This window comes from Vibrio sp. R11-SG3-ISO9, from assembly GCF_059834255.1.
Map to the genome: position 1 here is coordinate 463,469 of NZ_JCBDGU010000056.1, position 25,054 is coordinate 488,522.

Sequence of the window (25,054 nt, forward strand, 5' to 3'; positions counted from 1 at the left end):
TTTAAGGAAGAATCATGGCGAATATGGCAAACAATAACGGCTTTACGGCCATCATAGCGGACGATGAGCCCTTGCTTCGCCATCACTTAGATAAGAGCTTGGCTGACGCTTGGCCAGAACTCGACATCCTTGGTCGGGCACAAAATGGTACCGAGGCGAAACAGATGATTGAGGCGCACCAACCGGATGTGGTGTTCCTTGATATTCGAATGCCTGAGCTTGATGGCATGGCTCTCGCAAAGCAGCTGCAAAGACAGACGAACCCACCACTGGTAGTCTTCATTACCGCGTATGATGAATATGCGTTGCAAGCGTTTGAGCGTAATGCCGCAGATTACCTACTCAAGCCGATCAACGAGGAAAGACTATTCTCATGCTGTCAAAAACTCAAAGATCGCTTGGAAGTACGCAAATCTAACGCCTCTCCCGTTGATATGGGATCGTTAATGGAGCATATCCAACAGCTCTCTCAAACGGTCGCCACACCACAATATCTCACGTGGCTCAAAGCCCATTCGGGTGATGATATCCATCTTATCGCAGTGGAAGACGTGCTCTATTTCAAGGCTGAAGATAAATATGTGTCAGTGTTTAAGCTTGGAGAAGCTGGCGCTGTTGAGGAATTTATTCTGCGCACGTCGCTCAAAGAGCTGCTCGGTCAGTTAGAGCCTGATGTGTTTTGGCAGATACATCGCTCGGTAGTGGTGCGAGTTGCCGCTATCGATAAGGTCAGTAAGAGCTTTTCTGGGCAGATGTCCGCATATGTATCTGGGGTGAAACTGCCGGTAAGCCGTTCATCACAAGGGCTTTTTAAAGGGATGTAAGTCGATTAGTCGTGGCTCTATTAGTAAAATAGAACAGGCTATGATATTAAACGGATAGTGTGATGAATTTTATAAAATGACGATCTTGATCACAAAGATATTCATGTGATTTAGTATTAAACGATAATTATTCACTCGGTCTGTATATTGTCACGCAATGACATGTAAGAGGTTGTTATGAAAAATTATTGTTTAGTGGTCGCATTGAGCGTGACCTTGATCGGTTGTAGCTCTATCTCTACAGAAAATCGAATCCAATCTGATCCTGCTTGGGCATCGGGGCAGCTAGAAAACGGACTGACTTATCACGTCTACCGAGATATTGAAGAACCTGTATCGGTTCGACTTGTGGTGCATGCAGGTTCGTTCCAAGAAACCGAACAACAGGAAGGCTACGCCCACTTTGTTGAGCATATGGCGTTTAATGGTAGTGAAAACTTCTCGCAAAATGATGTCATCAGCTTATTCGAAGATGCAGGCGTTAGCTTTGGTGCCGATTTAAATGCTTACACCTCTTACCAAGAAACGGTCTACCAACTCGACCTGCCAGACAACACACAATTAACTCAAGCTTTGACTTGGATGCGAGATATCGGTGATGGTCTTGATATTGCTGACGTTGAAGTGGAAAAAGAGAAAGGCGTGATTCTGGGCGAGTTTCGCTATGCAAGACTTGAAGACAAGCAATTAGCCGACAAATTTTACGACTACTTTATCGAAGGTGGTCAGTATGAATCTCAGGATGCGTTGGGTACCAAAGCATCGGTCTTGGCGGCAGATCAGCAAGGGCTAAGAAGCTTCTATCAAACATGGTATCAGCCTCAGCTCGTTGAAGTTGTCGTTGCTGGTGACGTCGACAAAGAAGACGCAGTTGAGCTTATCAAGGAGAAGTTTGCAGACTGGGAGCGTGGCCAAACGCCTCGACCAGAGAAGCAGCGAATCACCTCGTTTAACGAAAATGACTTTGTTGAGTATGTAAAAGGTGGGGAATCGCCAAGCCTCAGCTTGATGTTCAATCGAGGTTCAGAAATTGTCTACACTCATGAGCAGCAGCATCAACGCTGGTTAGATGACCTCTCTCAGCGACTTATCCAGCAGCGCTTGGGCTCGGTATTTAATGACGCAGCCCTGCCTACTCAATGGCTACTCTCAGAACGTTACTCAATGGAGTATCAACGTTACTCTTTGGCCAGTGTCGCCTTTCCTGTCGGATCCCGTGAGGTTTCCCAGCAGCAATTTATCTCTACACTGACCTCATTGAGGGATTATGGTGTCTCTGAAGATGAAATCGTTAGTGAGAAACAGTACTACATAGATTGGCTTCAAAATGTTGAGCGTGAGTGGGATGCCATGAATGGGCTTGATCTCGCTAACTATAAGGTTAGTAGTTTAGCTGTTGAAGCACCAATGCAATCGGCGAAAGATGAGAAAGCCAGCTTAGAGGCTTTTGTCGGGAGCCTTAACTTAGACACCATCAACGCCAATATCCGCAGTCTACTGTCTAGCGACTACTTCTTGGTTATTGGAGTTGATGGTAGTGAAGATAAGGATGCGCTCACAGAGACGACAGCTAGCCTAAAAGCCGCTTATGCCGCACCTGGAATTAAAGTTGCACAAGTTGCTAACGATCATGGTTTTGTTGTTCCAAACACTACCGGAGAAGTGGTGCTTGTTGAGCAGGAATATGCTGACCCCTACATCCAAAAGTGGACCCTCAGTAATGGCGTAGATATGTGGTACCTGCGAGACACCTATGCCAATGACGAAGTTGGAATCTACTACACCAGTCTTGGTGGAAAAATGGCGCTCGATCCGAGTCTATATCCGGCGACAGAAATTGCTATTGCTACCATCGCACGTAGTGGCCTAGGCAGCTTCACGGGGTCTGAGCTTGAAGCGCATCTCGATAGAGAAACGATTGAGCTGTACTCGTTTATCGACTCAACCCGCCACGGTATTGAATTCAAACTCTATCAAGACGGTCTTGAGCAAGCCTTTGCCGCGCTTTACTCGATCGCCACTTCACCTAATATCTCGCCAAAGCAGTTAGACGCGGTAAAACAAGAGTTTATACAGGGAAGAACGGCCTTTCTTGAAAGTCCTATGGGGCAATTTGAACAGGCGATGAACCACAATACCTACCAAGTAAATAGCAGCCATTACTTGATTGATGGTAGTGCGGTAGAAAATGTGTCGGTTGAACAAGTTCGTCAACTTCACGATACCTTGTTTAGTAAAGATCGTCGCAACCAGTTGGTGATCGTTGGTGATATTGATCCGAGCATTTTGAAGCCATTAGTCAGCCAGTATGTGGCTTCGATTCCTTTGCAAGAGGCGTCGATTCCTGACTTTTCAGTGCCTTATAAACTGCCCAATAAAGAGCGTATCGACTTATCGGTCAACACAGAGAATAGCTCGGAATATATCTTACGAGTGATCTCAGATATTCCAGCTGCAGTGACTTCGAACTCTCAACCTGAGGTTGGAGTAACTGCTAAAGAAGTGTTTATGACGGATTTGATGCAACGTATCTTAACTACACGCCTAGACGCTTATGTTCGCGAAGAGTTGAGTTTGGATTACTCTCCTTATAACTACTGGATTTCACAAGATGGCGAACGCAGTTACGATTGGTTTATCGGCGCGTTAATTGCTCCGGACAACGCGGACAAAATTGAGACTGCGATTGATAAGGTCATGGCCGACCTACTGAAAGGCATCTCTGACAACGAGTTAAGGGCAGCGGGCAAACAACTCGTGAATGACTTCGCACCACTAGAATCGGCGCCTGTCGACCAAGCTTGGTTTGTGTCTCGCTATAATATGCATGATTTTGGTATGGAGGCGTTGTTTTATGTAGAAGGGACGGTGGATTCTATCTCCCGCCAAGATATGGATGCGCTTGCCGAACGTCTGTTTGGTGAGAATAGCCGCCACTACAAGAATATTCTGCGTCCTAAAAAGTAATGCTGTAGATAGCTGAGCAGATTTGCCTCAGCGGGTAAGCAACAGAGTTAAAGCCAAGCGTATTATGCTTGGCTTTTTTATTGGTTCGAGATTGTCAGCGTTGTGTCAAATATGAATAACGCCGCTTTTAAATCAATTGTATCTTTCATTGCTGTTATATATTGTCGTCGTTTCTACCATTTGGGATTGTTTTGAATTGTTGAAGTTAGGCGCGCGTTTAGTGTTGATGCTGTTTATACTGAGTTTTGGCTTAGTGAACAGTCATGGCTATTCGTTTCCCGCAAAGCCTTTTCAAACCGCGACGTCAAGCAGTCACTTGTGTCAGCAACTGGCGCGAGCTTCTCAAAAAGATACTTCTGAAGCACGGCATGCGTGTGAACAAACCAAGTTGATTCCTCCCATGGAGGACGGCTCGCACTATCACGACTCTGAATCGAGTCTACAAGCCAGCACGTTTCGTCGAATACTCAGCAATGAACAAGACGGTTCAAGTGATATTGAGCCCGTCTATCACCTGCTGATTGACTTCTCTCCCCCTTCTTTACTGGCTTCGTTGTTAGCGACAACCCCGATGTTGGACCTCAAACAGCACTGGACCAGTATTGTTAGCTCTCCGCCTTCCCGTTTGTCGGGGTGGAAAGAGGGCAATATTCAATATTCACACTTTCGAGAACTTCTTAGCTAATCGTTTGACCCTGATTGGTCGTATCGATGGCCCCTACGTCCATTGATCTCGCCAATCCATAAAACAATTCGCGAATGTGCTCTGCTGCCGTTCAATCAGTTTGCTCTGGTTGCGGTTAGCCATCGATCTCGTTCGCAAGATATTAGCCAAAATAAGAGATCTTGACTGTGAATAAACGCATTCCAAGAAAACAAATCAACCACTACGCAAAGTGGAAATACGTGGTACTTATCACCACCATCATCATCATGATTCTGAGCGCTTTACCTTCTTGGTTTGGTGAAGATGCCTCGGTTCAAATCAACAATCGCTCTGAGAAAACCATCGACGCGACGCAGGTGACTCAATACCTTGCGAGCGAAGGCATCCAAGCTAAATCGGCTTATCAGAAAGACAAACGTTTAGTGGTGATCTTAGAAGATGCCGAGCAGCAAGCGAAAGCCAAAGAAGTGCTTAATGAACGCCTTCTAGACAACGCGACGGTAGCGCTAGCAATGGAGCCAGCAGCACCAAAATGGTTGACTGATATGGGCTTTGCACCGATTCAGCTTGGCCTTGACCTACGTGGTGGTGTGCAGTTCTTACTCGAAGTAGATATGGCTCCGGTTTACCACGCGCAAGCTCAAGCTATGGTTGACGAGATCACAAGCCAAGTACGTTATGCCCGCGGCAAAGTGGTCAACAACAAAGTGGAATTTAACTTCCGTACCGATGCGGATTTTGAAAAGGCGCAAAAGCTGATTCGTGAAGAGTTCCCGCAATGGCTACGTGACCGTTTAGACAAAAAGCTGACCCTGACGCAATCAGAAGACGAACAACGCACGCTTCGCAACCTAACGGTTCAACAAAACCTACAAATCATGCGCAGCCGTATTGAAGAGCTAGGTATCACCGAAGCTTCAATTCAGCGCCAGGGCGAAAGTCGTATTCGTATCGAGCTTCCGGGTGTTCAAGACCCTGCAGCCGCGAAAGACGTAATTGGTGCGACGGCTTCACTGGCGTTCTACTCTGTCTACGATAACCCAACACGTAACACTCAAACGCTAAAAGACACTGACGGAAATCGTGTTGTTGTCGCTCGCAAAGCTGTACTTAGTGGCGAACACATTATCGATGCACGCAGCGGCATTGGTGAGATGGGTAGCGCAGAAGTAAACATCACGCTGGATTCAGCCGGCGGTAAGAAAATGTCTGAGTTCTCTCGTCACAACATCGGTAAGCCAATGGCGACTGTGTACAGCGAATACAGCCGCGACAGAGCCGGTAACAGCGAACAGACCAGCGAAGTGATCAGCGTTGCGAACATCCAATCTCAATTGGGTAGCCGCTTCAGAATCACAGGTGCAGGTACCATGGCTGAAGCGCAAGAGCTGGCTCTGTTGCTTCGTGCTGGGTCATTGACTGCGCCTGTGACCATCATTGAAGAGCGTACCATTGGCCCATCTTTGGGTGCAGAAAACGTGACTAATGGCTTTGCAGCTCTAGCATTGGGCCTTGGTCTTACTCTGACGTTTATGGCGCTATGGTATCGCCGCCTTGGTTGGGTCGCGAATGGCGCGCTTATCCTAAACATGGTGACGCTATTTGGTTTGATCGCATTGCTACCGGGCGCGGTATTAACCCTGCCAGGTATTGCGGGCTTGGTATTAACCGTTGGTATGGCGGTGGATACCAACGTACTTATCTTCGAACGTATTCGAGACAAAATGAAAGAAGGGCGCAGCTTCGCTAGCTCTATCGATCGTGGCTTTGATAGCGCGTTCTCGTCAATCTTCGATGCTAACTTCACCACCATGATTGTCGCTGTCGCTCTTTACACCATTGGTAATGGGCCGATTCAAGGCTTTGCTTTGACACTGGGCTTAGGTCTTCTAACCAGTATGTTTACGGGCATTTTTGCTTCACGAGCGATCATCAATTTGGTTTGGGGTCGTGACCAACGCCACGATGTAAGGATTTAAGCATGAGTACTTCAAAAATGACTATGTCAGACCGCTATTTTTCAGACAGTAATATGACTCGCCTGCGCAAGGTGATGTCGGTAATCTCTATCGTGCTGTTCATGAGCTCGGTAATGCTGGTGGCCGTGAAAGGGTTTAACTGGGGCTTGGATTTTACAGGTGGTGTGGTTGCTGAGGTTCAGCTCTCTGACCAAGTGACTAAAGATGCGCTTAAAACCGAGCTTGATACCGCTTTCCAACAAGACGTACAAGTGGTGGGTATGGCAGAACAAGACCGCTGGACCATTCGTTACAGTCAATTGACGGAAGCATCGCAAACAAGCCTAGTTGATGCCTTGGCATCGGTGAGTGACCAAGTGAAAGTGCTTAACAGCAGTGTGGTAGGCCCTCAAGTCGGTCAAGACATGGTTGACCAAGGTGGCTTGGCGGTATTGGTATGTTTCTTAATGATCATGCTCTACCTAAGTGTCCGATTTGAGTGGCGTTTAGCTCTAGGTGCTCTGGCTGCAATCATCTACGACGTGACCATCATCTTCGGTTTGTTCGCTTTGACTCAATTTGAATTTAACCTAACAGTACTGGCGGCGGTGTTAGCGATTCTGGGTTACTCACTGAATGACTCGATCATCATTGCTGACCGTGTACGTGAGATGCTGCGTGGCAACCCTAACGGCGATACTGACAACCTACTTAACGAGTCAGTCAAAGCAACGTTCTCTCGTACTATGGTGACCTCAGGTACGACGTTGTTGACGGTATCAGCGCTTTGGTTGCTTGGTGGTGCGGTGCTACAAGGCTTTGCGATTGCATTGGTTGTGGGTATCGCGAGTGGTACATGGTCTTCAATTTCGGTTGGTATCACTCTTCCGAAATTACTTGGCTTACAGCCTTGTCACTACCAAGTAAAGCCGGTTGATGAGCTGGAAGATAGCCGTCCTTAATCCAATATGCTTCGCATTGAGCATTTAGAGTTCGACACAATAAATGGCCCCAAGACTGGATTCGGTTTTGGGGCCTTATTTTTAGTGTGGTCAATAGGTTAGATAAAGTGACTCTATTTCAAAAATCTGCACATTGGCGCAGCACCTCTATCCAATATGACTTATGTTTATAAGATGTTAGTTGGAAATGAGGCAAAGCAATGGAATATCGACATCAATGTCATGTAGGCGATCACGGGGATGCACTCAAACATCCAGTATTGAGTGAGTTCGTTAAAATGCTCATGCAGCAGCACTCAAGTTTGACCGTGATTGACACGCACTCAGGGACTGCGCGATACGACCTAACCACAGCGCCGAGCAATCATGCGGGCGAATTTGCCGAAGGCGTCGGGTATCTATGGCGCAACAAGGGTTATCTACCAAGTGCTTTCTCATCATTTATCTCGATCTTGGAATACTACAACCCTAATCAACTGATAACTGACTACCCGGGATCGGCAGCGATTGCTTATCAGCATGGGCGCAGCCAAGACAGCTTCTATTTTTCGGATATTCAGCAATCTGAGGCGGATTTACTGCGCGCCAACATTGAAGAAATTCAGCAGCAGCGTGGCGTTTCAAGTGCGTTGCATGTCAGTGCTGGAGATGGGTTGAAAGCACTTCCAGAAGTCGTCGCCAAGAGTGACAGACATCAATTGGTAGTAATTGATCCGCCTTATGAGAGCGACGATGAGTATCTTGCGGTTATCGATGCGCTGGCCAAGGCCTATCAGAAGTCAGATAAGGTGTCGGCGTTAATTTGGTACCCGCTGTACACCGAAGATAAGAGCTCGCTGATCCTCAGCCACTGCTTTGATGCAATGCAATCGGAAGAGTTGCCGAACCCAATTAAGGCTGAGTTAAGATTGCGAGATCCGAAAGGGGATGACCGCCTGATAGGTAGTGGGCTGCTATTGTTTAATCCGCCACAAGGACTTGCAGGCAAGGTCGCCGATATTCTGGAGTTTTTGCATCGAGATCTGGCAACCCATGGAGAAGGGTATTGGCAAATGCGTGGCTTAGCATAACTAAGTTGATATAGCTTAGCGAACACTGTGTTAATAAGTCATTGTAAAAGATAAGGTTTTAATTGACCTAGCTCTAACTTATAAAAGTTGATTAATTCTTGTTAATCATTTAAAACTGAGACTTACAAACGGAGAGTTGCCCAAATTCAGCTTTGAATTGCGACACACTTAAACAAATAATCTCCATTTCAATCTATGCAGTTTACCCCCTAAACAGCATTAGGCTCGCACTAGTCACGCGAGCCTTTCTTTTGCCTATCGTTTAGCTTTTACACCGTTTGAAGCTGTTTTAACGTAGGATAATCGATATAACCTTTTTCTTTGCCGCCGAATAGAGTGGCGCCATCGAGTTGTGCTAGCTCACTGCCGTTTTGCAGGCGTGATACCAGATCGGGGTTGGCAACAAATGGGCGACCAAATGCGACGAGATCCGCGTAGCCTTTGCTTAATACTTCTTCGGCGCGCTGTGGCGTGTAGCCGCCTGCGACGATAATGGTGTTAGAGAATAATTCTCTTAGCTCGACTCGGAAGCTTTCAGGGATAACCGGTGCATCATCCCAGTCGGCTTCTGACAAGTGGAGATAAGCGATATCACGAGCTTGCAGTGCTTTTGCAGCCTCTAAAATCGTTGGCACTATGTCTGGGCAGTTCATGTCTTTGAAGGTGATGAATGGCGCCAAGCGCACGCCCACTTTGTTTGCACCAATTGCATCAATGACGGCATCCACCACCTCTATTAAAAAGCGAAGTCGGTTCTCACGGCTTCCACCATAGTTGTCGTTGCGCTTGTTTGAGTTGGTTCTTAGGAACTGGTCAATCAGGTAGCCATTGCCACCGTGGATCTCGACACCATTAAAGCCTGCTTCGATGGCTTTCTTTGCTGCGTTCGCAAAATCTTGAACCACTCGATCGATGTCTGCTTGGGTCATCTCTCTTGGTTGGATGCAATCGACCATATTGCCGTTGCCATTCTCATCAGAAATCCACACCTGAGTTTCTATCGGAGCTAAAGCTGACGGTGCTATCGGCAGTTCGCCTTTTTGAAAGGTAGGGTGAGACACGCGGCCGACATGCCAGAGCTGACAAAATATTGCTGCGCCTTGTTCTTTGGCTGCTTTGGTTACTGATTTCCAACCTTCAATTTGTGCATCGGTGTAAACGCCGGGAGTGAATGAGTAACCTTGAGAGTCATCAGAGATCTGCGTCGCTTCAGTGATGATAAGCCCAGCGCTAGCACGTTGTCGGTAATAGGTCGCCATCATGTCGTTGGGCACGTTTCCAGGTTGGCTAGTACGAGCGCGTGTCATGGGTGCCATAACGACACGGTTTTGCAGTGCTAGGCCTTTGAGTTCTGATGTTTCGAATAATTTGTTCATGGTCTCTACCTTGTTTTAATTCGGTGTTCTTTAATTCTGTGCTTTTTAGTTTTGTATTCGGGTTATAGAGCGGATTACTTGCTTTCAGCTGGGCTGAAAATCGAGTTGCTTTGTGGCTTATCAGCTCGGTTGGCTTTGGCGATAAGTAGCAAGCCAATGATAGGAACAACAATGGCTGCGAATGGAATCATGCCTGCACCTAGCTGGCTGTCGAGTACCATGCCACCAAGGAATCCACCGAAGGCATTCGCTAGGTTAAAGGCTGAAATGTTGGCTGTAGCAGCAAGTTCTTGTCCTTCGCCACCGTGGTTCATTACTCGAAGTTGCATGGCAGGAACGTTCGCAAATGATGCAATACCAAAGACAAATGCAGCTGCGACGAATAGGATTTTGTTATCTACCACTAGGCCTACCACAACCAGTGAAGCGATCATCGCGATTGCCCAAAACATGGAAGCTTTGCCTAAATCTTTATCGGAAGAGCGGCCGCCCAATGTGTTACCTATGATTAAGCCAACACCGACAATGACTAAGATCCAAGTGACGGAGTCTTGACCGTAGCCGGTGATGTGCATGGCGATAGGCGCAAGGTAGCCGTAAAGCGTCATAAACCCAGACCAAGCAAAAGCGGTGATCGCCAAGCTTATAAGCAGCATTGGATTTTTAAATGCCATTAGTTGAGTCTTGATGTCTTTCGCTTCGCTATGACCGCTTGATTTAATTGACGTTAGGATAGAAATCATTGCGATGGTGCCAAGTGCAGCAACGGTAAAGAAGGTGGTGTGCCAGCCGAACTGCAAGCTAATCCATGTACCAGCAGGAACGCCAAGAACGTTAGCCAGTGTTAAGCCTGCGAACATTTGACCAACCGCGCGGCCTGCCATTTTTTCCGACACTAGGTTGGTCGCGACAACCGCACCGATGCCATAGAAGGGGCCTTGAACTAAGCCAGCAATCACACGGCTAGCGAGCAGTAATGGATAGTTAGGCGCTAGGGCTGACAAGACATTACCAATAATGAATAGCGCCATTAATCCAATCAGTACCATCTTCTTATTAAAGCGTGCAAGGTAGATGGTTAAGATTGGCCCGCCGATAACGATAGCTAACGCGTAAGCACTGATTAGATAACCTGCTTGGCCTTCGGTGATCGAAAGGGATGTGGCAATTTGTGGAAGGATACCGGCGATAACAAACTCAGCGGTGCCGATTGCAAATGCTGCGAGTGTCAGTATCCAAACTTGGAATGGGATCTGTTCTTTTTTCATGATGATATGCCTATGTAAATTCTGGTGTGTTAGGACGCTTCGGTACACGTCCTAACGGTTGTTCTTTATGTCTTTGCGAGGTGTTTTAGCCGAGTAGCGCACCGCCATCGATGTCGATAATTGAGCCAGTCACATATGAGTTGTTAATCGCGAACAGGTAGCCCATGGCGGCCTCTGAAGCATCACCAACTTTGCCAACAGGTAAGTTATTCTTGGCGTTGTCGTACATGGCATTACGAGATGAGTCGTCCATATTCTTGTAGGCTTCGGTCATGGTTAAGCCTGGGCTGACGGCGTTCACTCGAATAGGCGCGAGTTCTTTTGCAAGCACTCTAGTCACGCTCTCTAGTGCGGCGTTGATAGCGGTTTTTACGTAAGTGCCGGCGACCACTTTGCGTGACAACATGCCTGTGGTAAGCGTGATAGAACCCTTGGGTTTGATGTAACGTGCCGCATGCTTGGCGACGTTCAGACTGCCCCAAAATTTGGTATCAAATGCCGTTTTTGCGTCTTCAAGAGCAACGTCGGTCACCTTTCCTGCGGGAGCAGATGAGCCAGCCGTGACCACCAAATGATCGAAGGGACCAATCGATTCGAAGTACTCGCAAATCGACTTTTCATTGCTGATATCAACGCCTGTATGTCGGCTTGCAATGTGTACTGTGTTGTCTTCGTTTCTCAATTGCATCGCTAATGCTTTACCAATGCCTGACGTGCCACCAATGATGACGAAAGTGCTTTTTTCTTGGTTCGTTACTACGTTGTTCATGTTCTGAATTCCTGCGTGTTCTGCTGATGGTTGCCATTATATTTATTCGATTAATTTTGATAATTGGCTAAAATATGAATTCATTATTCGGCTGAGATGAATGGTTGGCGAGGAAGAAGTAGCATGGATAAGTTTTCAGACATGGCGATGTTCGTCAGTATCGTGAAGCATCAAGGGTTGGCTGCAGCAGGGCGGGAGCTAGGTTTATCACCTGCGACCATGACGGCAAGGCTGCAGGCACTGGAAGAGCGATATGGCGTGAAGCTGTTGAATCGAAGTACTCGACATGTGTCTTTAACTGACTCTGGCGAGCTGTATCACAAGGCGTGTTTGGAGATATTGGATAACGTTAGCGAAGCCGAAAACCTGATTCAAAATGGCGTCAAAGAGGTTAAAGGTCCATTAAAGATCGCCGCACCGAAAGATATCGGCAAGCAGTACGTTTTGCCAATCTTGTCGGAGTTCTGTCAGCAATATCCTGACGTGATCCCTTACCTGTATTTGAACGATAACCTGTCGAATATTGCAGAGTCGGGCATGGACGTGGTGATTCGCTACGGAGAGTTAGTCGATAGCAGTTTGATATCAAGACGTTTGTCCCCGAGCCGACGTGTGCTGTGTGCTTCTCCTGAATATCTTGCGAAGCATGGTACGCCATTAACGCCGCAAGATTTAGCAGACCATGATTGCTTAGCAATGCTGCGCAGCAATGAAGAACTGAAAACATGGCACTTTCAAGATCACGATATGAAGAAGTCGATTACTGTTGTGCCAAAGCGATTCTCAGACGACGGTGAAGTTATTCGCTACTGGGCATTAAAAGGCGAGGGCATTGCGTTAAAATCGGTGCTGGATGTGCAAGATGACATCAATAACCAACGCTTGGTTACTTTGCTCAATGGCTATATGAAAAACTTCAATACCTCGACCTCAGTATCGAGTGCTGATTTGAATGTGGTGTACATCAGCAAGAAGTATCAACCTAAGCGAATTCGACTGTTCTTGGACTTTCTAATCGATAATTTTGGTCGTTTGACTGATAAATCAATTGATTAACGCGATATGACAAAACTCTCGAACTGAAAACGGGACTGCGGACAGAACTGACTGAACTGGTTATGATGTGAGCAATACATGGATGTTACTGGAGAGAACAATGAAAATAGTTGGCAACACGGTGATCAAACCATTTCATAAAGCGACCTGTCACTGCGGTGCGGTGGAGTTAGAGCTCAGCCTACCCAACGGAATCGAAAAGCCGCGTCGTTGTGATTGCTCTATCTGTCGTCGCAAAGGGGCGATTGTTGGCTCTGTTGCGCTGGATGGTATCAAGATCCTCAAAGGCGCAGAGTATCTTAAGTTATATCAATTCAATACCAACACCGCGAAGCACTACTTTTGCTCAAACTGCGGTATCTATACCCACCATCAACGTCGCTCTAGCCCAAATGAATACGGGTTCAATATTGGTTGTTTGGAAGGGGTGAACCCTTTTGATATTGGTGATGTGGTGACTAACGATGGTGTGAACCACCCTGCGGATCGCTAAGGAGAAAAGTATGTCTGATTATGGTGCTCTGATTCGCTGGCAGAAAGGCGAAGATGAGGTATTTAGCGATAACCAATACAGTCGTGGGCATATGTGGGAGTTCGACGGTGGCGTTGTTGTACCTGCGTCGTCATCGCCTCATGTTGTGCCACTACCACTTTCCGTTGAGGAAAATGTTGATCCCGAAGAAGCCTTTATTGCGGCGATTGCCAGTTGTCATATGCTGACCTTTTTGGGGATTGCAGCTAAGCGTAAGTACGTGATTGAGTCTTACGTTGATGATGCGATTGGCGTTCTTGAAGAAGATAAAGCGGGGCGAGCTTGGGTGAGTCATGTTACGCTTAGACCTCAAATTCAATTTGTTGGTGATAAGCGCCCGACGGATAAACAGCTCGAAAAGTTGCATCATCTGGCGCACAGTAACTGCTTCATTGCCAATTCTGTAAAAACCGAGATCACGGTAGAGATAGACTCGTAACCCACACTATGTTTTCAGTTGTACTAAATAGCTTTGTCCACCGCGTGCCAGATAAGGCGCAGGTGATCGCCTTAGCAGCCGAGAGTGGCTGTCAGTTAAAACGCATTCGACGTTCTCGGAATTGGATGCTGACGGGTGAAGAGGCGCAGCTACACAAATTAAGGGAGAAACTTAGCGATGTTCCCTTACTTTGGGTGGTGACTGCGATTGACAAAGTATTACCTAAGCCAACGGTTTGTTTGCAACAACTGCTTCAAAACTCGCCTTCGATGACCGTCGCTCAACTAGTCAGTGAATCTGGCTGTTCACTCGCAGAAGCGCGCATCGCTATTGATGAGTTTGAAGGGCTGTAAGCTCTCGATTTCCAGCCCATACTGTCTTGTTGTCACTGATTGAGTGTACAGTTAACCCAAGCCCCATTTTGATTGTGCGATTCTACCGTTGCGTCAGAGAAGCGAACGCCTTTGGCTCCGGCTTCAACGCGCGGAAACTGAAGCCAATCTGCGGGCGTATCTAAACCATCTTTATGCGCAGCGACAGCAAGCGCAAATTCAGTGTAAAGGTTCGCCCAAGCTTCTAATGCACCTTCAGAGAAACCGCGAGCTAAACGGGTTAAGCGTTCAACTTCTGGGAAAAGTTCGCCGCCTTGACCACGTGTTAAGACTTTATCTGCATCGCCAAACTTACTGTATTTGAGGCGTTCTGGGTATTCCATATCCCACTCTAATCCACCTTGATCACCAAACACACGTAGCCTCAGGCCGCCGCGATTACCTGAAGCAAGGCGTGTTGCCATTAAGGTACCCGGAATTGCACCATCGTATTTGGTCATCATAATGACGGTATCTTCGAGCTGTTTTGGGGCACCACAGACGTGCATTTGCGCCAAAATATCGGTCATTTCGAGTCCTGTTACGAAGTTAGCGAGATTCTGGGCATGAGTGCCGATGTCACCAGTACAGCTTGTTGAACCACTCTTTTTCGGGTCTAGGCGCCACTTAACATGTTCTGCCTGAGAGATATCTTCGTTCATCATCCAGTCTTGCATGAACTCAACATGCACTTGATTGATTTTGCCGATGTAACCCTTTTCGACCATTGCCTTTGCTTGACGAATCATCGGGAATGCCGTGTTGACGAAGGATACGCCAAATACCAAACCTGTTTGTTGTGTTAAGCGCATAAGATCCATTGCCTGATCAATCTCGTTGGTCAGCGGCTTATCGCACAATACGTGGATCCCAACCTCTAAGAATGCCTTGGCTGCATCGTAGTGCAGGTGGTTTGGGGTGGTTATCATTACAGCATCGACACCATCTTCACGTTGAGACTCTTTCTCGGCCATTTCGGAAAAAGAGCTGTAACAACGATCTTCATCGAGGTACCACTGTTGCCCTTTCTGTTTGGCCTTAACTGGGTCGGATGAGAGTGCTCCCGCGCAAATCTCCCAGTAATCGCTCAAACGAGCAGCTGAAGATTGAGTTACCGATATTCGACCGCCACCCACGATACCGAGGCGAAGTCGTCGAGATAGTTTTGGAAATGGGCCTGCAAAAGTTAAATCGCTCGGTAGCAATTTAGACGTCATGGTGTTCTCCTATGCGCTGATCGCGTCTTGTTGTGATTGCTGTTCTTTCGTTGGTTCAAGTTCCATCTCTATTGCCATGAATACGCCAGGAGTGATGGTTTCGTACTGATGCCAAGGATATTGACCTTCTTGGTTGTACATCGGCTTGTGGCTAGCTCCCGGTGCGAGAGTATCTTCTAAATAGAGGGTTGAGATATCTTTCTCAAAGCATTGTTGCATCTTGCCGAAGCCGACGATTTGAGTATGAATCTCGCGTAGGTGATTGAAGCCGACGTGCGTCTGATGCAAGCCTACTGTCAGTGGAACGCTGCCTGCGTGATACATCGAGAAAGCGAAGTTGCCAACTTTCTCTTTAGGCGACATCCAAAACTGAATGCCCTTCAAACGCTCTTCTTTGCGGACATCATAGGCAAGCGGCCAAGTTTGCTGGATGTTTGAAAGCAGAGCCTGTTCATCCGCGTAGGCGTCAAACCCTTCAATTAAAATCACACGTTCGATATTGGTTAATGTAATGTTCTGTACAATTTTGGACTCGTAAAAGTCCAGTGCTTGGGTGTTCACTGTAAACGGTGAGTCGGCAAGGTTGAGCAAAATTGCTGCGTTATCAATAGCAAGAGCGGCCTCATTCTCGACCAGTGTTGCTTTAAAGAAGGGTTTACCAAAATTCATTTCTCTTATTGGCATGACTAAGATCCTTTTATTCTGTCGTTGCGGGTTGCTGTTTGTTTTGAACGTTGGTGGTTACGTCAACACCTTCTGAGTATGGAAAGTCGCTTGGTAGCGCAGCAGGCACATCACAACGAGTCTCGATATTCTTAAAGGTGCGACTGTCACTCGATTGAATGATGCTCTCCATCACTTCGCAGACGTGAAGGGCTAGATCACCACTTGCGCGAGGTGCTCTTTGGTTGATAGCTGCATAAGCTAGGTCGACCAAGCCGAGTCCTCGAGAATCTTGATCGTGATTATGGAGGTTTTCTGCAACTCGCCAGTTTTCAAGCCCTTGCACTCGTGGTCGATAGCTCCAGCGAGCATCTTGACGTGTTTTGTAAAGCACTTGTCCGCCAAAAATATTGGTCCCATCTGTCGGATCTGGGTCAGCAATGCAGAGAGTACCTTCAGTGCCATAAATTTCTAAGCGAGGCAGCTGTGAATCCCAAATATCAAAGCTGGTCATCATGGCGCCAGATAAACCACTCTCGAAATCGAGCAAACTGGTGATGTGAGTATCAACTTCAACATCAATAAACTCTCCAGCTCTAGGCTGTGACTCAATCTCACGCTGCGGGAAAGAGCGTTGAGCGAGCCCTGCCACCTGCTTGATTGGACCAAGTAGCGCTATCATTGCCGTCAAATAGTATGGGCCAAGGTCGAAAAGTGGGCCGCCGCCTGGCTTGTAGTAGAAGTCAGGGTTAGGGTGGTGGCGCTCTACGCCATGAGTTCCTACAAATGCGTTTACCCCAATTGGTCGGCCAATCAGCCCCTCGTCAAGCAAACGCTTACAAGTCTGTACTCGGCTGCCAAGGAAGGTGTCAGGTGCATTGCCGACCAATACGTTATTGCGCTTTGCTTCCTCAAGAATGAGTTGCCCTTCAGCTAAATCGGTAACGAATGGTTTTTCAGAGTAAACATGTTTTCCTGCACGAACCGCTGCTAGTGAAATCTCGCCGTGCACAGCGGGAATAGTCAGGTTGAGCACAGCATCAATGTTAGGGTCTTGAATGATTTCCTCTGGAGTACATACCTTCGCAATATCGTATTGTTGCGCTTTTGCTCGTGACTCTTCGATATTTAGGCTTGCACACGCAACAATATCGATAATATCGAAACGTTTGCTGGTTTTTAGGTAGATATCACTAATGACACCACAGCCGATTAGGCCAATACGCAGTGGGCGAACTTGTTTATTTGTCGTCATGATTCTGGCCTCGTGTTATTGGTTGGCTGTTGCAGATTCAACAGATTGTTGCGCTGAGTTCATCCACTGCTTGTCGATTTTGGTCGAGAGCCAAGAGATCATTTTTGGTTGAGACGCTTGGCGGAAGGCGTCTAGCTCTTCTGATGTCAGTGTGGTGACTTGCATACCGTTCTTAGTTAAGGTTTCTAGACCCTGCGCAGAGTTAATCTGTTGAATGGCGCGGCCCACTGTCCCTGCAACTTTAGATGCTCGAGTGATGATGGCTTTGTCGCTGTCACTTAACCCTTGGAATAGGTCATCATTGATTACGAGGAAGTCGGCACTGTAAACATGGCCATCAAGTGTGATGTGATCTTGTAGCTCGTAGAGTTTCTTTTCGACAATGACGCTGACGGGATTCTCCTGACCATCAATCACGCCTGTTGTTAGGGCTGCTGGAAGCTCAGGAGCTGATATTGGCGTCGCATTTGCGTTCAGAATCTTCATAAACTCAATGAAAGACTGGTTTGGCATTACGCGAATTTTCATGCCAGCTAGGTCAGTCGGCTTCTTGATGACTTTCTTTGAGTTAGTGAAGTGACGAAAGCCAGTTTCGCCATAAGCTAGGGTTCGCAGGCCTGTCTGTTTTAAACAATGTTCAGCGAGCTTTTCGCCAAATTCACCGTCGAGCACCTTCCAAGCGATAGGTGAGGATGGGAATAGATAAGGAACTTCAAGTACAGCGGCTTCCGGACACACTTTAGAAAAAGATCCCGAAACGATCGTCATCCCTAGCATACCTTCTTGGACTGATTGCAGTAGTTCGGTTTCACCGCCCAGTTGTCCTGATGGGAATATTTTCACACTGATGTCACCACCAGATTCTGCCTCGACAAGATTTTTAAAGACCTGCGTTGCGGCCCCTTTTTTCGAGACTTGCCAGTTTTGCGAATCAACGTGGCCGATGCTGATTTCAGTTTTCGCTGCTAGAGCAGTATGAGAGAAGCTAAGTGTTGCAAGCAAAGACGCTGCGGTTGCCAGTGCTGTTTTACGAAATTCCATTATTGAGTTCCTTATTATTTTGACAGCATTTCTATTTGTAGGGTTGTTAACGTTTGGTTAACAAAATCAATGTTGGGTAATTAAGCTGAAAATCGGAAATTCAAAAAAAGAGTCGGATATTCGGTTTGTGATTAGACGTACTGCATGAGGCCAGAAAAAACGGGGCACAAGGTGAGGAGAAGTGTGATGACCAAACTCTGAGTGGCTAATTTAGGTAGGGTATTCAGTTTTGTTGAAACATTAAAAAAGGGGCTCGAGAGCCCCATGGAAATCTAGTTGGTATTACTTATCTAACAAAAAATCCAAAGCTAATTTGTAGCCTTTTGTGCCCATACCTATGATGGTGCCTGCAGCGACAGGTGAAATGTACGAGTGATGGCGGAAAGCTTCACGTGCATGCACGTTTGAGATGTGTACTTCAACCACAGGTACTTCAACCCCTTTAATTGCATCGTGAAGAGCAATCGATGTATGCGTGTAAGCACCCGGGTTAAACACCACGCCAGCGCATTCACCTTGAGTAAACTCACGGCCCGCTTTGTGGATGGTATCAATTAGGCTGCCTTCGGTATTGCTTTGAAAACACTCAGCGTCATAACCGTACTCCGCTGCGACTTTACGGCAGTTTTCTTCTACGTCAGACAGTGTTTCGTAGCCGTATTGTGCAGGCTCACGTGTGCCAAGTAGGTTCAGGTTAGGTCCGTTGAGTATTAAGATTTTTTTCATTGAGTCATTGTCCTTAACGTAAATTCGCAAGCTGTGTTTGCTTAAAAGTATTGAGTTGTTGAGTTGAAACTTGGGCACCTGTGAACAGGGTGAACGCATCATGTGCTTGATGGAAAAAGAGCTCAAAGCCACTCAACGTATTGATAGATTTCTGCTGTGCGGCTTTCAGAAATTCTGTCTCTCGCGGTGTGTATACGGCATCAAAACACCAAGCCTGCTCCTGTAACCAAGAGGTTTCAATTGGGCAGCCGGGTGTTTGATAGTGACCGATGGGCGTGCAATTGAGGACACCTTCTGCTTTCTGTACCGCTGTTTCTAGCGTCGTTTCATTCAAACATACGGTATCTATATTCTCAGCCGCAAGCAGCTTCGCTAGGCTATTCATTTTTGTTAGATCCCGGTCATATATTGCGATCTCTGTCGCACCGAGATCGGCAAGTGAAAAGCAGATTGCTTTGCCGACACCACCACAACCAAGCACTACTACTTTGCCCGGCTTGTGTTGACCAAATTGGTTAAATGCAGCGATAAAGCCACTGTAGTCTGTGTTGTAAGCGATGACTTGTTGGTCTCGTTTAACCAGCGTGTTAGCTGCACCGACTCGCTTGGCACAAGGCGCGAGCTGATCGGCGACCGATAGTATTTGTTCTTTGTAGGGGTAGGTAACGTTGGCTGAATCAATCTCGTTGTCGAACAAGTCTGTAGTGTACTGGTGGAGTGCTTCTGCGTTGTTGATGGTCAGCTCTTCGAGTTGATAGTGCAGTTCAATATTAAGCTTTTCAGCAAGGGCATTGTGAAAATCCGGCGATTGAGAACGTTGGATGTTCTGCCCTATGAGTCGACATTGAATCATGATTCACTCCTTATCGTTATTTGTCACTACGCTAGCAAAACCCTCTTTCTCGCGATAATTGTTTTTTCCTAACACCCATTCAATTTTTGAAGATTACCGATAGCGCAGGGCGCAGCACCTAAGCGGCAACTGGTGTAATTGCACTCCCTATCTCAAAATCTTATACCTTGCGAAATAATTGAAATATCGCGTTTGTCAGCACCTCTTTATAGTGAATACATCAGCGAGCAGTAACCACCTTTGAAGGGATTCACCTGCCGAGATCTATTAAGAGGGAACACAAATGCAGAACAACGTCGTAGTACAAAATATTCAGCGCGCAGACAAGGAGCTTATTGAAGGCCTGCGTCAATGTGGTGTAGCAACCATTCATGAAGCTCAAGGTCGTAAAGGCTTATTGGCTCATTACATGCGCCCAATTTTCCAAGGCGACGCGGTTGCGGGTTCTGCATTGACCATCTCAGGTGCAGCGGGTGATAACTGGATGATGCACGTAGCGATCGAGCAAGCAAAAGAGGGTGACTTCTTAGTATTCGCACCGACTTCCCCTTCTAATCACGGTTTCTTTGGCGACTTGCTAGCGACATCGGCGCAAGCGCGCGGTGTGGTCGGTCTTATCATCGAAGGTGGCGTACGTGACACTCGTGACCTGCGTGAAATGAATTTCCCAGTATGGTCTAAGGCGATCTTCAGTGAAGGAACCATCAAGGAGACACTGGGTTCAGTGAACGTGCCAATGAACTGTGCAGGCGCTCTGGTTTACCCTGGTGATGTGATGGTCGCGGATGAAGATGGCGTTGTGGTTGTGCGTCGCGAGGAAGCGGAAGAAGTTCTGCATGAATCACTAGCGCGTATTGAACGTGAAGAAGCAAAGCGTGTTCGATTAGCGAATGGCGAGTTGGGTCTGGACATCTATCAAATGCGTGGCCGCCTAGAAGAGAAAGGACTGAAATATGTCTAGTCATCCCTTCAGTGCACCATGTATGTGGATGCGCTCTGGTACATCAAAGGGAGCTTATTTCCTGCGTCAGGATTTACCGGAGAACGAGCAGGCGTGTGAGCAGTTTTTACTGTCGATGATGGGCACCCCCGACCCAAGACAGATCGACGGAATTGGCGGCGCAGACCCACTCGCCTCTAAGGTTGCGATAGTGGAATCGTCAAAACGTGAAGGCGTCGACGTTGACTACCTATTTCAACAGGTATTTGTTGACCAAAAGCTTATTAGTGGCAAGCAAAACTGTGGCAATATTTTAGCGGGTGTTGCACCGTTTGCGATTGAACGTGGATTGGTAGAAGCACAAGAGGGTCAAACCTCGGTTCGCATCTTTATGGAGAATACACAGCAGGTAGCAACGGTTACCGTGCAAACCCCAAACAAGCAAGTGACCTATGCTGGTGACTGCCATATTGATGGAGTCCCTAATACATCGGCTCCGCTAGCGGTCTGCTTTGAAGACACGGCTGGCTCTACCTGCGGTGCTTTATTGCCAACGGGGAATGAAATCGACGTGATTGATGGCGTGAGCGTAACCCTGATTGATAACGGTATGCCTGTCGTGGTGCTAAGAGCGCAAGATTTTGGCCTTACTGGTGACGAGTCTCGCGAGCAATTGGACGACAACGCAGAACTTAAGCAACGTCTGGAGTCGATACGCCTGCAAGCTGGGCCAATGATGAATCTCGGCGATGTTCGTGAGCTAAGCGTGCCGAAAATGACACTGGTGAGCGCACCTCAATATGGTGGTGGTATTTCAACGCGTACTTTTATCCCTCATCGCTGCCATGCGTCGATCGGTGTGTTGGGCGCAGTGAGTGTCGCGAGTGCCTGCATCTTGAATGACGCCCCAGCCAAGCAACTTGCTGAAGTCGAAATAGAAAAACAAATACATATCGATGTTGAACACCCAATCGGAAAGATGAGCGTGGTGCTAGACGTTGAACAAAATCAAGTGAAGTCCGCCGCGATCCTTCGCACAGCAAGAAAGCTGTTCGATGGCACCGTATTTGGACTGTAAGCCTGCTGAAAATAACAAGGAAGAAACATGGACGCTGATTACCTACCGTTCCACCCAAATCCAAGCAAGCCGAAGTTTGTGGTGCCAGAAGGCGCAGTGGATAGCCACTGTCACGTTTTTGGTCCTGCGGCTAAATTCCCTTACTCTCCGGCGCGTAAGTACACCCCGTGCGACGCGTCAAAAGAGCAGCTTTTTGCCCTGCGTGATCACTTAGGCTTTAGCCGTAATGTGATTGTTCAGGCTTCTTGCCACAGTACCGATAATCGCGCGCTTGTTGATGCGCTAGAGACCGCTGGTGAGTTAGCTCGTGGCATTGCATTCGTTGACGAAACTGTCACAGACGAAGAGCTACAAGCGATGGACAAAGCTGGCGTTCGTGGTGTTCGCTTTAACTTTGTGAAGCGCTTGGTTGATACGGTACCAACTGAAAAGCTTAAAGCGATTGCTGAAAAAATCCGCCCATTGGGCTGGCATGTTGTGGTCTACTTTGAAGCGCAAGATATCGATGATGTAACGCCGTTTTTAGAAGAGCTCAACATGACGGTAGTGATTGACCACATGGGTCGTCCTGACGTGACAAAAGGTGTTGATAGCCAAGAGTTCGGTAAGTTTATTTCCCTGATGGAGCGTAACCCAGATATCTGGTGCAAAGTGAGCTGCCCAGAGCGTTTGACTCAAACGCCGCCTGACTACTCTGATGTAGTGCCGTTTGCTAAAACCTTGGTTGATCTGTTTCCAAACCGCGTACTTTGGGGCACCGACTGGCCACACCCAAATATGAAGTCTCATACTCCAGATGATGGCCACCTAGTGGATGTGATCCCACAAATCGCTACTACTGTTGAGCAGCAGCAAGCACTACTTGTTACTAACCCTATGAAACTTTACTGGCCGGAGAGCGTGTAACATGACTTACCTAAATAATAAGCCGATCCCCGGCACAACCATGTTTGATGGCGCGATGGCGCGTAAAGGCTATGGCTTGAACAAGATGTGTCATTCACTTAACGAACAAGCGGGGCGTGATGCATTTTCAGCCGATGAAATGGCTTACTGTGACAAATATGGCCTGACGGAAGCTCAAAAGACGGCAATCAAGGAGCGTGATGTTCTAGGGTTGATCGCAGAAGGTGGCAGTATCTATTACCTTGCCAAATTCGTCGGTATGTTGGGACTCAACATGCAAGATATTGGTGCGATGCAAACGGGTATGACAGTTGAAGAATTTAAACAGATGTTAGTAGAGGCAGGGAAATAGTTATGGCAAAGATCGTTGGCGGAATTACCACTTCCCACATTCCTTCAATTGGTAAGGCAATTGAGAACAATCTACAACAAACTGAATACTGGAAGCCTCTGTTTGATGCGTATCCACCGATTCACCACTGGCTAGATGAAGTTCAACCAGATGTAGCAGTCGTTTTTTATAACGATCACGGCCTAGAGTTCTTCCTTGATAAGAAACCGACCTTCGCCATTGGTGCCGCGCCAAGTTATAAGAATGCCGATGAAGGCTGGGGTATTCCAACTATTCCAGAAATCAACGGTGACCCAGAGCTGTCGTGGCACATCTGTAACGAACTGGTTGAGAACGAGTTTGATATTACCATCTGCCAAGAGATGAAAGTTGACCACGGTCTAACTGTACCAATGCAGCTGATGTGGCCAAACTTCAGCTACGGTCACATGAAGGTGATTCCGGTATGTATCAACGTAGAACAGCACCCAATGCCATCACCTAAACGTTGTTACGATCTAGGTAAAGCGATTGGTAAGGCAGTAGAAAGCTACGATAAAGACTTGAAGGTTGTTGTGCTTGGCACTGGTGGTCTTTCTCACCAGCTAGACGGTGAGCGTGCTGGTTTTATCAATAAAGAGTTCGACCTTTACTGCATGAAGAAGCTGATCGACAACCCAGAAGAGCTGACTAAACTTTCGATCTACGACCTAGTAGAGCAGGGCGGTGCGCAAGGTGCGGAATTTATTATGTGGCTTGGTATGCGTGGTGCATTGACTGGCGAGCTTAACGTGCTGAAAAGCAGCTATCACGCCCCCGTGTCGAATACCGGCGCTGGCACCATGTTGATAGAAAACCGTTAGATCAATTTCAGATTTAAGCTTTCTAAAGCCCTAGAGTGTCGTGCTCTGGGGCTTTTCTTTGCCTGGGTAATACAGCTATAAAACCGTATTTCTTTTTGGCTCTCCCGCCATAAAAATCTCCGAAACCCCTAAAAGTATCAAATGTTGCTTAAATTAAACTCAATGTGATACTTATAAAGATATTGTGCGATGTTACTGACGATAGACTGATTCCGAACTCACAAAAGGAATCGAACAATGAAACTACCAACACTATCTCTACTCGCACTAGGTCTTTTTAGCGCAGGCTCAACTCAAGCATTTGAGCTGGTTAGTCAAGACGTTCAGGAAGGCCATCCAATGGCTAAGACGTTTGAATATCAGGGCTGGGGTTGTGATGGCGAGAATCTGTCGCCGCAACTGATGTGGAAAGATGTACCGGAAGGCACCAAGAGTTTTGCTATCACTGCTTATGATCCAGACGCACCAACAGGCAGTGGTTTTTGGCATTGGGTCGCGTTTGATATTCCAAGCAAAACAACGGAGTTAGAACAAGGCGTTGATATCGGCAAGCTTGGTGGGAAAGAGGCTCGTATCGATTACGGAAGTACAGGTTTTGGCGGTGCTTGTCCTCCAAAAGGTCACGGTATGCACCGCTATCAGTTTACGGTTTGGGCACTGCCAAAGGCGACCTTAGGCCTCGATGAGAATACGCCGCCGGCCGTGGTAGGCTTTACACTTAACAGCATTGCTATCGACAAGGCCACACTAACGGCAACTTACACACGTTAGTCGACCAATTAGGAGGCGTAATGAGCGCTCAGTATCAAGTGACTCTGTTTCGAGCCGAACAACTTCAGAAACTCAGAAATGTGCGAGTCCACTCTCCAAGTATTATTCAAATCATGGCTGGGAGTAAGCGACTTTTTTGGAAAGACTCTGT

Annotated in this window: 24 protein-coding genes and 2 pseudogenes; 17 read left to right on the plus strand and 9 right to left on the minus strand. The window is 47.2% G+C overall.

Features of this window, described 5'->3' with window-relative positions; all coding sequences use genetic code 11:
• Nucleotides 1-14: 14 nt before the first annotated feature.
• From AC6R05_RS23000 to rlmJ, 6 genes and pseudogenes are all read left to right on the plus strand, one after another.
• Complete coding sequence (locus AC6R05_RS23000; RefSeq protein WP_500648772.1) at nucleotides 15-824, plus strand: LytR/AlgR family response regulator transcription factor; 810 nt, start codon at nucleotides 15-17, stop codon at nucleotides 822-824.
• 177 nt (nucleotides 825-1,001) lie between these two features.
• Nucleotides 1,002-3,791 (plus strand): M16 family metallopeptidase, encoded by a 2,790-nt coding sequence (locus AC6R05_RS23005; protein ID WP_500648773.1) that lies wholly within the window; start codon nucleotides 1,002-1,004, stop codon nucleotides 3,789-3,791.
• Between the two features lie 403 nt (nucleotides 3,792-4,194).
• Nucleotides 4,195-4,476: pseudogene (locus AC6R05_RS23010) on the plus strand (hypothetical protein); the annotation flags it as partial.
• A gap of 161 nt (nucleotides 4,477-4,637) precedes the next feature.
• Nucleotides 4,638-6,437, plus strand: a complete 1,800-nt coding sequence (secD, locus tag AC6R05_RS23015) for a protein translocase subunit SecD (RefSeq protein WP_500648774.1) — start codon at nucleotides 4,638-4,640, stop codon at nucleotides 6,435-6,437.
• Nucleotides 6,438-6,439: 2 nt separating this feature from the next.
• On the plus strand, nucleotides 6,440-7,378 hold the full coding sequence (gene secF / locus AC6R05_RS23020) for a protein translocase subunit SecF (RefSeq protein WP_500648775.1): 939 nt from the start codon (nucleotides 6,440-6,442) through the stop codon (nucleotides 7,376-7,378).
• Between the two features lie 200 nt (nucleotides 7,379-7,578).
• Nucleotides 7,579-8,448, plus strand: coding sequence for a 23S rRNA (adenine(2030)-N(6))-methyltransferase RlmJ (gene rlmJ / locus AC6R05_RS23025; RefSeq protein ID WP_500648776.1), 870 nt, complete (start codon nucleotides 7,579-7,581; stop codon nucleotides 8,446-8,448).
• Nucleotides 8,449-8,717: 269 nt separating this feature from the next.
• Here the strand turns inward: rlmJ and AC6R05_RS23030 are convergent, their stop codons facing one another.
• From AC6R05_RS23030 to AC6R05_RS23040, 3 genes are all read right to left on the minus strand, one after another.
• Complete coding sequence (locus AC6R05_RS23030) at nucleotides 8,718-9,824, minus strand: alkene reductase (protein ID WP_500648777.1); 1,107 nt, start codon at nucleotides 9,822-9,824, stop codon at nucleotides 8,718-8,720.
• A gap of 74 nt (nucleotides 9,825-9,898) precedes the next feature.
• Nucleotides 9,899-11,092, minus strand: a complete 1,194-nt coding sequence (locus tag AC6R05_RS23035) for an MFS transporter (RefSeq protein WP_500648778.1) — start codon at nucleotides 11,090-11,092, stop codon at nucleotides 9,899-9,901.
• An 85-nt stretch (nucleotides 11,093-11,177) separates the two neighbouring features.
• The gene (locus AC6R05_RS23040) at nucleotides 11,178-11,861 is read right to left on the minus strand and encodes an SDR family oxidoreductase (RefSeq protein ID WP_500648779.1); all 684 of its coding nucleotides are present in this window, start codon (nucleotides 11,859-11,861) and stop codon (nucleotides 11,178-11,180) included.
• 123 nt (nucleotides 11,862-11,984) lie between these two features.
• Between AC6R05_RS23040 and AC6R05_RS23045 the strand changes: the two genes are divergently transcribed.
• From AC6R05_RS23045 to AC6R05_RS23060, 4 genes are all read left to right on the plus strand, one after another.
• Entirely contained in the window at nucleotides 11,985-12,917 is a 933-nt protein-coding gene (locus tag AC6R05_RS23045; protein ID WP_500648780.1) for a LysR family transcriptional regulator, read from the plus strand.
• Nucleotides 12,918-13,017: 100 nt separating this feature from the next.
• The gene (locus AC6R05_RS23050; protein ID WP_032498153.1) at nucleotides 13,018-13,410 is read left to right on the plus strand and encodes a GFA family protein; all 393 of its coding nucleotides are present in this window, start codon (nucleotides 13,018-13,020) and stop codon (nucleotides 13,408-13,410) included.
• Between the two features lie 10 nt (nucleotides 13,411-13,420).
• Nucleotides 13,421-13,888: an OsmC family protein gene (locus AC6R05_RS23055; RefSeq protein ID WP_500648781.1), complete on the plus strand. Its 468-nt coding sequence runs from the start codon at nucleotides 13,421-13,423 to the stop codon at nucleotides 13,886-13,888.
• Between the two features lie 8 nt (nucleotides 13,889-13,896).
• Nucleotides 13,897-14,241, plus strand: coding sequence for a ribosome recycling factor family protein (locus tag AC6R05_RS23060; RefSeq protein WP_500648782.1), 345 nt, complete (start codon nucleotides 13,897-13,899; stop codon nucleotides 14,239-14,241).
• 32 nt (nucleotides 14,242-14,273) lie between these two features.
• Here the strand turns inward: AC6R05_RS23060 and AC6R05_RS23065 are convergent, their stop codons facing one another.
• From AC6R05_RS23065 to AC6R05_RS23090, 6 genes are all read right to left on the minus strand, one after another.
• On the minus strand, nucleotides 14,274-15,476 hold the full coding sequence (locus tag AC6R05_RS23065) for a Gfo/Idh/MocA family protein (RefSeq protein ID WP_150896964.1): 1,203 nt from the start codon (nucleotides 15,474-15,476) through the stop codon (nucleotides 14,274-14,276).
• Between the two features lie 9 nt (nucleotides 15,477-15,485).
• On the minus strand, nucleotides 15,486-16,160 hold the full coding sequence (locus AC6R05_RS23070; RefSeq protein WP_500648783.1) for a hypothetical protein: 675 nt from the start codon (nucleotides 16,158-16,160) through the stop codon (nucleotides 15,486-15,488).
• A 13-nt stretch (nucleotides 16,161-16,173) separates the two neighbouring features.
• Nucleotides 16,174-17,394 carry a Gfo/Idh/MocA family protein gene (locus AC6R05_RS23075; RefSeq protein WP_500648784.1) on the minus strand — a complete coding sequence of 407 codons (1,221 nt, stop codon included), beginning with the start codon at nucleotides 17,392-17,394 and terminating at the stop codon, nucleotides 16,174-16,176.
• 15 nt (nucleotides 17,395-17,409) lie between these two features.
• The gene (locus AC6R05_RS23080) at nucleotides 17,410-18,435 is read right to left on the minus strand and encodes a DctP family TRAP transporter solute-binding subunit (protein WP_500648785.1); all 1,026 of its coding nucleotides are present in this window, start codon (nucleotides 18,433-18,435) and stop codon (nucleotides 17,410-17,412) included.
• Nucleotides 18,436-18,717: 282 nt separating this feature from the next.
• On the minus strand, nucleotides 18,718-19,161 hold the full coding sequence (gene aroQ, locus AC6R05_RS23085; RefSeq protein ID WP_500648786.1) for a type II 3-dehydroquinate dehydratase: 444 nt from the start codon (nucleotides 19,159-19,161) through the stop codon (nucleotides 18,718-18,720).
• 13 nt (nucleotides 19,162-19,174) lie between these two features.
• On the minus strand, nucleotides 19,175-20,014 hold the full coding sequence (locus tag AC6R05_RS23090) for a shikimate dehydrogenase family protein (RefSeq protein ID WP_500648787.1): 840 nt from the start codon (nucleotides 20,012-20,014) through the stop codon (nucleotides 19,175-19,177).
• 283 nt (nucleotides 20,015-20,297) lie between these two features.
• Between AC6R05_RS23090 and AC6R05_RS23095 the strand changes: the two genes are divergently transcribed.
• The 7 genes and pseudogenes from AC6R05_RS23095 to AC6R05_RS23125 form a co-directional block, all read left to right on the plus strand.
• Complete coding sequence (locus tag AC6R05_RS23095) at nucleotides 20,298-20,975, plus strand: 4-carboxy-4-hydroxy-2-oxoadipate aldolase/oxaloacetate decarboxylase (protein ID WP_500648788.1); 678 nt, start codon at nucleotides 20,298-20,300, stop codon at nucleotides 20,973-20,975.
• Nucleotides 20,968-22,032: a 4-oxalomesaconate tautomerase gene (locus tag AC6R05_RS23100; RefSeq protein ID WP_500648789.1), complete on the plus strand. Its 1,065-nt coding sequence runs from the start codon at nucleotides 20,968-20,970 to the stop codon at nucleotides 22,030-22,032. Before AC6R05_RS23095 ends, AC6R05_RS23100 begins: the two co-directional genes overlap by 8 nt.
• A 27-nt stretch (nucleotides 22,033-22,059) precedes the next feature.
• Nucleotides 22,060-22,938 carry an amidohydrolase family protein gene (locus AC6R05_RS23105; protein WP_105058663.1) on the plus strand — a complete coding sequence of 293 codons (879 nt, stop codon included), beginning with the start codon at nucleotides 22,060-22,062 and terminating at the stop codon, nucleotides 22,936-22,938.
• Between the two features lies 1 nt (nucleotide 22,939).
• A complete protein-coding gene (locus tag AC6R05_RS23110; protein WP_105058664.1) occupies nucleotides 22,940-23,290 on the plus strand; it encodes a protocatechuate 4,5-dioxygenase subunit alpha in 351 nt (116 codons plus the stop codon).
• Nucleotides 23,291-23,292: 2 nt separating this feature from the next.
• Complete coding sequence (locus tag AC6R05_RS23115) at nucleotides 23,293-24,132, plus strand: class III extradiol dioxygenase family protein (RefSeq protein WP_032553675.1); 840 nt, start codon at nucleotides 23,293-23,295, stop codon at nucleotides 24,130-24,132.
• Nucleotides 24,133-24,369: 237 nt separating this feature from the next.
• Nucleotides 24,370-24,903 (plus strand): YbhB/YbcL family Raf kinase inhibitor-like protein, encoded by a 534-nt coding sequence (locus tag AC6R05_RS23120; protein WP_500648790.1) that lies wholly within the window; start codon nucleotides 24,370-24,372, stop codon nucleotides 24,901-24,903.
• Nucleotides 24,904-24,923: 20 nt separating this feature from the next.
• A pseudogene (locus tag AC6R05_RS23125) lies at nucleotides 24,924-25,054 on the plus strand (AraC family transcriptional regulator); the annotation flags it as partial.